At 67.7% G+C, this 6,555-nt stretch carries 8 protein-coding genes; all 8 read right to left on the reverse strand.

Features of this window, described 5'->3' with window-relative positions:
* Positions 1 to 4: 4 nt before the first annotated feature.
* Positions 5 to 1,567 (reverse strand): AMP-binding protein, encoded by a 1,563-nt coding sequence (locus ACFVWG_RS41330; protein WP_391549016.1) that lies wholly within the window; start codon positions 1,565 to 1,567, stop codon positions 5 to 7.
* On the reverse strand, positions 1,564 to 2,673 hold the full coding sequence (locus ACFVWG_RS41335; RefSeq protein ID WP_391549017.1) for a Glu/Leu/Phe/Val dehydrogenase dimerization domain-containing protein: 1,110 nt from the start codon (positions 2,671 to 2,673) through the stop codon (positions 1,564 to 1,566). Before ACFVWG_RS41335 ends, ACFVWG_RS41330 begins: the two co-directional genes overlap by 4 nt.
* A 17-nt stretch (positions 2,674 to 2,690) precedes the next feature.
* Positions 2,691 to 3,254, reverse strand: a complete 564-nt coding sequence (locus ACFVWG_RS41340) for a gamma-glutamyl-gamma-aminobutyrate hydrolase family protein (protein WP_391549018.1) — start codon at positions 3,252 to 3,254, stop codon at positions 2,691 to 2,693.
* 2 nt (positions 3,255 to 3,256) lie between these two features.
* Positions 3,257 to 4,054, reverse strand: coding sequence for a hypothetical protein (locus tag ACFVWG_RS41345; RefSeq protein ID WP_391549019.1), 798 nt, complete (start codon positions 4,052 to 4,054; stop codon positions 3,257 to 3,259).
* Entirely contained in the window at positions 4,051 to 5,118 is a 1,068-nt protein-coding gene (gene argC / locus ACFVWG_RS41350) for an N-acetyl-gamma-glutamyl-phosphate reductase (protein WP_391549020.1), read from the reverse strand. Before argC ends, ACFVWG_RS41345 begins: the two co-directional genes overlap by 4 nt.
* On the reverse strand, positions 5,115 to 5,969 hold the full coding sequence (locus tag ACFVWG_RS41355) for a RimK family alpha-L-glutamate ligase (RefSeq protein ID WP_391549022.1): 855 nt from the start codon (positions 5,967 to 5,969) through the stop codon (positions 5,115 to 5,117). Before ACFVWG_RS41355 ends, argC begins: the two co-directional genes overlap by 4 nt.
* Before the next feature lies 1 nt (position 5,970).
* Positions 5,971 to 6,156, reverse strand: coding sequence for a hypothetical protein (locus tag ACFVWG_RS41360; protein ID WP_391549023.1), 186 nt, complete (start codon positions 6,154 to 6,156; stop codon positions 5,971 to 5,973).
* A 32-nt stretch (positions 6,157 to 6,188) separates the two neighbouring features.
* Positions 6,189 to 6,555 (reverse strand): hypothetical protein (locus ACFVWG_RS41365; RefSeq protein ID WP_391549024.1); only part of this gene is annotated, 367 nt, incomplete at its 5' end.

A 6,555-nucleotide genomic window follows, 5' to 3' on the forward strand; every position in this document is an offset into this window, starting at 1 on the left:
GTGATCACGCGTACAGCTTTCGTAGTTCGACCTTGCGGACCTTGCCGGTCAGCGTCTTCGGCAGCACGTCGACTACCTCGAGCCGCTCGGGGTAGAACCGCTCGTCCTGACCGGCACTCCGAAGGTGAGCCTGGATCTCCTGGAGGGTCGGCCGAGTGTTGCCGTGGGCAACGGCCACCGCCAGGATCGGGTCGTCGACCTGACCCGTCGTACCGACGAGCGCGGCCTCGGTGACCTTGGGGTGCTGGGAGATGACGGCTTCCAGTTCAGCGATCGGTACGACGATTCCGTCGCGAACGATCGTGTCGCGCGCCCGGCCGAGGATCCGGATCCCGCCGCGCCCGTCCTCGCGCGCCACGTCACCGGTGTCGAACCAGCCGTCCTCGTTCACCTCGGCATCGAAGACGTCCTGCTGCTTGAAGTACCCGAGTGCCTGGGACGCACCCCGGACTCGCAGCCGTCCGACCGGAGCACGCTTCGAAGGGTCGTCGCAGAGGTCGATCCGAATCTCCATCGCGTCGATCGGCCGGCCGTGACTGCGGGCAGCCCAGTCGCGGTCGTAGTCGAGCCGGCTGATCGTGATCGGCCCGAACTCCGACATCCCCCAGACCGAGTAGGTCCGGGACCCGAACGTCGATCGCATCTCGTCGACCAACTCCTGGAGCACCGGCGCCGCGCCGGTGACCGTGTGCTGCAGGCTGGAGACGTCGTGGGGATCGGCCTGCTGGACCCGTGCAACACCGCTGAGGGTTGGAGGGGGACCGTACAGAAGCGTGGCGCGATAGCGCTCCACGAGGTCCAGCAGGCCAGCCTTGTCGGGACCGTCCTGGAAGGCGACCGTCCCGCCGAGCAACACGCTGGCGAGCACGCCCTGACCGAAGCCCGAGTAGTGCACCAGCGGCGTGGTGTTCGCGACGACCAGGTCGTCACTGAGCATGAACGCGTCCACATAACCCCGTACGCCGGAGTGCACGGTGTTCTGACTGTGGACGACGCCCTTGGAGAAACCCGTCGTACCGGAGGTGAACAGCACGACGAACGGCTCGTCCGGTTGGAGCTGACGACCCGTCAGGTCAGTCGTCTCCTCCCAGCGGGTGCCGATGAAGTGGTCATGGAACTCCTGGCTGTCGATCTCGATCAGGTCCTTGACCGGCAGTTCGTCCTGCACCTTGCGGAGGTCGGCGGCGATCTCCGGCAGGGTGATGAACACCTTCGCCTCGGTCAGCGCGAGGCGGTGGTGCAGTTCGTCGTCCAGGCACTCGGGAGCGATCGGGACGATCACCGCGCCGACCGCCATCGTGGCGAACATCAGCGGCACGATCTCCCACCGGTTCGGCAGCTGTACGGCGACGCTGTCGCCGCGCTCAATCCCCAGCTGGAGAAGGGCTCCCGCGAATCGATCCGTCAGCGTGGACAGCTCCGAGTAGTCGAGCGTGTCGGTGTGCGCCTCGTCGAGCCGGCGTCCGGCGATGGCCAGTTTGCGGGGCCGTTCCCGGGCCTGCTTGCGCAGGTCGTCGAGAAAGGTGTCGTCCCGCCACCAGCCGCGACGCCGGTACTCCGCTGTCATCGCCCGCGCTCCGCACGTCGTACGGCGAGGAGCTCGGGCAGCGGGTCGCCCGCGCCGGCCTTGGCAATCTCCAGCAGGGCCTCGGTGTTCAGCTTGACGCGGTTGCCGATCCAGTCGAAGACCCACGCCTTGCGAGCCTCGGCCTCCAGGTCGAACGGGACCACGCGGGTGACGGCCAGCGCCGCCGAGCCGGCGCCACCGATGTTGGCGATCACGCCTGGCACCAGTACGGCGCCCGCCGCGCGAGCCTTCTCCTGCGCGACCGGCGTGGAGGCGATATTGGCGCCCTCGACAACGAGTTCGGCGCGGAGCCGGTGCACGTTCTCGTCATTCAGTGCACGCTTCTGTGCCGCGAGGATGAGCAGGTCCGCGTCGACATCGAGCCACGCGTCCGAACCGTCGGACTGGGTCACGCCGTCCGGCAGCTTCGTCCGGTCGATGCGGCCGAACTCGTCGGTGATCGCGATCAGAGCGTCGACCGGCAGCCGGTCGGCGCTGATCGTGCCGTCGATATCGGCGACGCCGACGACCACGTGACCGCGGGCCTCCAGGAACTGCGCAACCGCACGGCCGACCGCGCCGAAGCCCTGGACGACGACTCGCGCTTGCTTGCGACCGCTGGCCTCCAACGCGGTGACCGCGGCGACGCCGACACCGTGGCCGGTGCAGTCGATCAGCGGCTCGTAGTACGTCCGCCAGTCGATCGGCATGTCCGGGGCGCCGAGGCGGTAGCGCGGGTCGTACTTCGCCTCCTCGAAGAAGATCGCCCGGTCGGCCGGGGTGACGCCCATGTCGATGCCGAGGTGGATTCCCCCGTGCAGCAAGGGTTTCACGGTCCGGCCGAAGGTCTTGAACGTCGTCTCCCGGTCGGTGCCGTCGGAGACGATCCCAGCCTTCGCGCCGCCGATCGGCAGCCCGGCCAGGGTGAACTTGTGAGTCATGTCGCGAGCCAGGCCGGCCACCTCTTCCTCGGTGACGCCCGTGGTCATCCGGGTGCCGCCCATCGCCAGGCCGTCGTACAGGGAGTCGATGACCACCCAGCCCTTGATGTTGCCTCCGGCACCGTTCAGGTGCACGGTGAGGGCGGGCTTGTCGTGCTCAGTCATGCCATGTCCTTTGAGTTTTAGAGGAAGGTTTGGGCGAAACCGCGGAGGATCTCGCGGCCGTCGTCGCGGAACTCCAGGTGGGCCTGGGATCCGAAGATCCGGCCGTCGTCGGAGCGCAGGAACTCGACGGGCGCGTGGTCGGAGCGGCCGATCGACCGGAAGCCGGCCGGGGCCGCCTGCAGGTACAGGGTGTGCCGGTGGAAGACGGTCACCGTCGGCTTCACGAAGGTGAACAGGGCCTCGCTCTTGTCCACCTCGGCGTCGTGCCCGCCGACCCGCTGCGGCCCCTCGGCCAGTTCGCCGCCCTGGGAGACGGCGATGATCTGCATGCCGCCGCAGATCCCGAAGACCGGGACGTCCGACGTCATGACGAGGTCGATCAGCGGCTTGTAGTACTCGGTGTCGTAGGCCCGGACCTTGGTGCCGCTCAGCACGATCGCCTGGTGGCGGCCATCGAGCTTCGCGGGCACCTCGGTACTGGTGACCACATCGGTCGCGGCACCGAGGTCCTCGAATCGCTTGCGCAGTTGGGGAAGCGACAGGGTCTTGTTGTTGACGACCAGTACGCGGGGTTGCGCCACGGTCACTGCTCCTTCGCTCTCGTGATCACGGTTCCGGTCCGGCCGGCCAGTAGGTCGGAGACCGGGGCGCTGCCGATGACGACCTCGGCCACGCCCTGCTCCAGGGCCTCGCCGGCGGCACGCAGCTTCTTGCGCATCCCGCCGGTGGCGCCCTTGTCGCGGAAGGCCGCGGCCGCGTCGGCATCGATCCGGGAGACCGGCTGGTCATCGATCAGCAGGTGCTCGACATCGGTGACCAGGACGAGGTTGGTGGCCCCGATGGCACCCGCGATCGCCGCAGCCGCGCGGTCGGCATCGGTGTTGACCTCTTGTCCTTCGTTGTTCCTGGCCAGGGGAGTCACCAGGTAGACGTGGCCGGGCCGAAGGTTCTTGAGGACGGTCGGGTCGACCTTCGTGATCGGGCCGACCAGGTTCTCCAGCTCCACCAGTTGCTTGCCCTGCCACCACCAGCGCTCGCCAGGTCCGGCGTACACGAGACCGTCGCTGCCGAGCTTCCGCTCGAGCGTGATGCCGCGGTACTCGAGCCGGGTGGCGACGTCGTCGGCCATCACCGTGCTGACCGTCTTGATGTCCTCGATCACCTCGGTGGTGGTCCAGCGGCTCTGGTTGCCGTAGCGGTCCCGCAGGATCGCGGAGGGATCGCTGTAGCGCGAGCTGAGCTGCTTGAGCGGCTTCGACCAGCCATGCACCAGTACGACGGGGTGCTCGGCCGCGTGCACGGCCAAGTCGTTCCACCAGTCGCCTGCGAGGTCGTCGAGAACGCTCCCGCCGAGCTTGATGACAGTCGGAATCTCGTTCATGCGGGCATCACCGGCTGCATGGTCAGGCCCGACTCCTCGGGCAGTTCGAACCGCAGGTTGGCGGCCTGGATCGCTTGACCGGCAGCGCCCTTGACCAGGTTGTCCAGCGCTGCGAGAGCCACGATCCGCTTGGCCTCTTCGTCGTACAGGACGGTCACGTCGCAGTAGTTGGAACCCAGCACGGCTTGGGGATCCGGGACTGGGATCAGCGTTTCGTTGTGCCGCCGTACCCGGACGAACTGCTTGCCCTTGTAGAAGCGGGTGTACGCCCGGTGCAGGTCGCGCTGGTTCACCTCGGCGTCGGTGAAGACGTAGCTGCTCGTCATCAGCCCGCGGACGTGCGAGACGCCGTACGCCGACATCGACAGCGAACCGATGGTTCCGGGCTTGGCGCGCTCGAAGAAGTCCCGAACCTCACCGGCATGGCGGTGGCCGGTGGGGGAGTACGGGGCGATGGCGCCGTTGCGGAGTGGGTGCAGGTCTGTCTTGCGCATCGACAGACCACCACCGCTGGAACCGCTCTTGCCGTCGATCACGACCGTCTTCAGGTCCAGGCCGAGTTCGAGAGTGAGCGGGGCGAGGGCCAGGGTGATGGACGTGGCATAGCAGCCGGGGAGCGAGATCAGGCTCGCTTGCGGAAGCTGGTCGGCGATGAGCTCGGGAACGCCGTACACGAAACGGTCGGCGAGCTCGGTGCTGCGGTTGACCTTCGGGTACCAGCGATCGTGGAGCTCTGGGGTGCGGATCCGGAAGGCGCCGCTGAGGTCGATGATCGTGGGGCCCTTGTCGGCCAGCAGATTTGCCAGGTCTGCCGAGACCGGCGCGGGAGTGGCCAGGAACAGTACGTCGACTTTGTCCGCCACGTCCTCGGTGACGGCTTCGACTGTGAGGCCGAGGTCCATCCGGAGGCCGGGGTGCAACTCGGCCGGGCGGCGGCCGAGGTTGGACGAGCCGCCGAGGAACGTGAGCTCCAGCTCGGGATGCTGGACGATCAGGCGGATCAGGTCGCCGCCGGCCAGCCCGGAGGCGCCGACGATTCCGGCCCGGATCATGCGCCGTGTCATGAGAGGGCCTCCTCGAGATAGTTGCCGATGGCCACGGCTACGTTGACCCCGGTCGCGGTGGCCACACCCCGGAAGCCCGGTGCGTGGTTGACCTCGTTGACCACATAGCCCTTCGGCGTACGGAACAGATCGACGCCGTAGATGCCGGGGCTGAGGACGTCCAGGACGCCGCTGACGATCTTGGCGACGTACGGGTCGTCTGCCGCCGCGTGACTGGTGTTGCCGAGGGCGGCGTTGTTGCGCCAGTCCTCGCCACCGGTGCTGAACTCGGCGACGCCGACCAGTTCGGTGCCGACGACCAGGCAGCGCACCGAGGCGCCGCCGGCCAGGAACGGTTCGACCAGGCAGGCCTGCTCGAACGCGTGACCCAGATCCTCGACGTAGTCGTAGACGGAGTTGGCGAGATCGGCGTCGCGGATCAGCGTGACCCGCTTGCCCATCCCGCCGTACACGGGCTTGAGTACGACGGGCAGCTCGAACGCGGTGAGCGCCTTGGCGAAGTCTGAGCGGGAGAACACCATCCGGAACTCCGGGACCGGGATCCCGGCCGCTCGCAGCGCGGTTCGGAGGACCGCCTTGTTCTCACACAGGTTGATGGCGTGCGCCGAGTTGATCACCCGGGTGCCGGACTCCTCGGCCAGGGTGGCGATCAGGCCGCCCCGGGTGTAGCTCCGGCTGCGCAGCAGTACAGCGTCGAAGCCGGCCAGCGCCGAGGCATCCGGATTGCCCAGGCAGAGCGACTCGTCGTTGACCCACTCGACGGCCAGGCCCAGCTCGGGCCCGGCCTGGATCAGCTGCCGCTCCTCCCAGGCGATCCGGTCCGCGACGATCGCGATGGACTTGGTCGGCATCTCACTGACCCCAGTCGCGCAACTGCACCTCGACCATCGACAGCCGCAGCTGGCCGTCGTCGATGCCCTCGACGCGCAGCGTCAGCATGCACTCGGGGCAGGAGAAGGTCTCGCCGGTGACGAGGGCCGGAACGGTCAGGTCGGTCTCACACTCGGGGCAGACGCCGGAAACGGTGGCGGTGGACATTTGGTGAACTCCAAGGGAATGAGTAGGAAGATTCAGGCGTACTGGAAATCGACGGCGGCCTTGCGGATACCGTCGCGGTCGAGCAGGTTCCGGCCGGTCTCTTCCTGCCGGTTGATCAGCCACGGGGTGAATTCATCGACATTCACCGTCAGGCCGGAATCGTTGAGCGCCCATTTCACCAATGCGGGCGTGAGGCGGGTGCGGACGAGCAATTCGCGGGAATTGCCGACCAATTCCGCCGGAAGCGTTTCGTAGGCCTCCGGGTTCGTCAGCTGGCCCGGCAATTCATAGGCGAAGGCGTGCGGTGACGTCGGCCCGGACTGGAACGCCGTACCGAGGCCGGCGCCGTGCAGGGCGACCCGGGACAGCTCGGTCAGGTGCGACAGGTCGAAGCGGTGG

It is taken from the genome of Kribbella sp. NPDC058245, from assembly GCF_042882005.1.
In the GTDB taxonomy this organism is placed as follows: Bacteria; Actinomycetota; Actinomycetes; order Propionibacteriales; family Kribbellaceae; genus Kribbella.

Coding starts and splice junctions, on each gene's coding strand:
- ACFVWG_RS41330 (WP_391549016.1), bottom strand. CDS start 1,567: ATGACAGCGGAGTACCGGCGTCGCGGCTGGTGGCGGGACGACACCTTT.
- ACFVWG_RS41335 (WP_391549017.1), bottom strand. CDS start 2,673: ATGACTGAGCACGACAAGCCCGCCCTCACCGTGCACCTGAACGGTGCC.
- ACFVWG_RS41345 (WP_391549019.1), bottom strand. CDS start 4,054: ATGAACGAGATTCCGACTGTCATCAAGCTCGGCGGGAGCGTTCTCGAC.
- argC (WP_391549020.1), bottom strand. CDS start 5,118: ATGACACGGCGCATGATCCGGGCCGGAATCGTCGGCGCCTCCGGGCTG.
- ACFVWG_RS41355 (WP_391549022.1), bottom strand. CDS start 5,969: ATGCCGACCAAGTCCATCGCGATCGTCGCGGACCGGATCGCCTGGGAG.
- ACFVWG_RS41360 (WP_391549023.1), bottom strand. CDS start 6,156: ATGTCCACCGCCACCGTTTCCGGCGTCTGCCCCGAGTGTGAGACCGAC.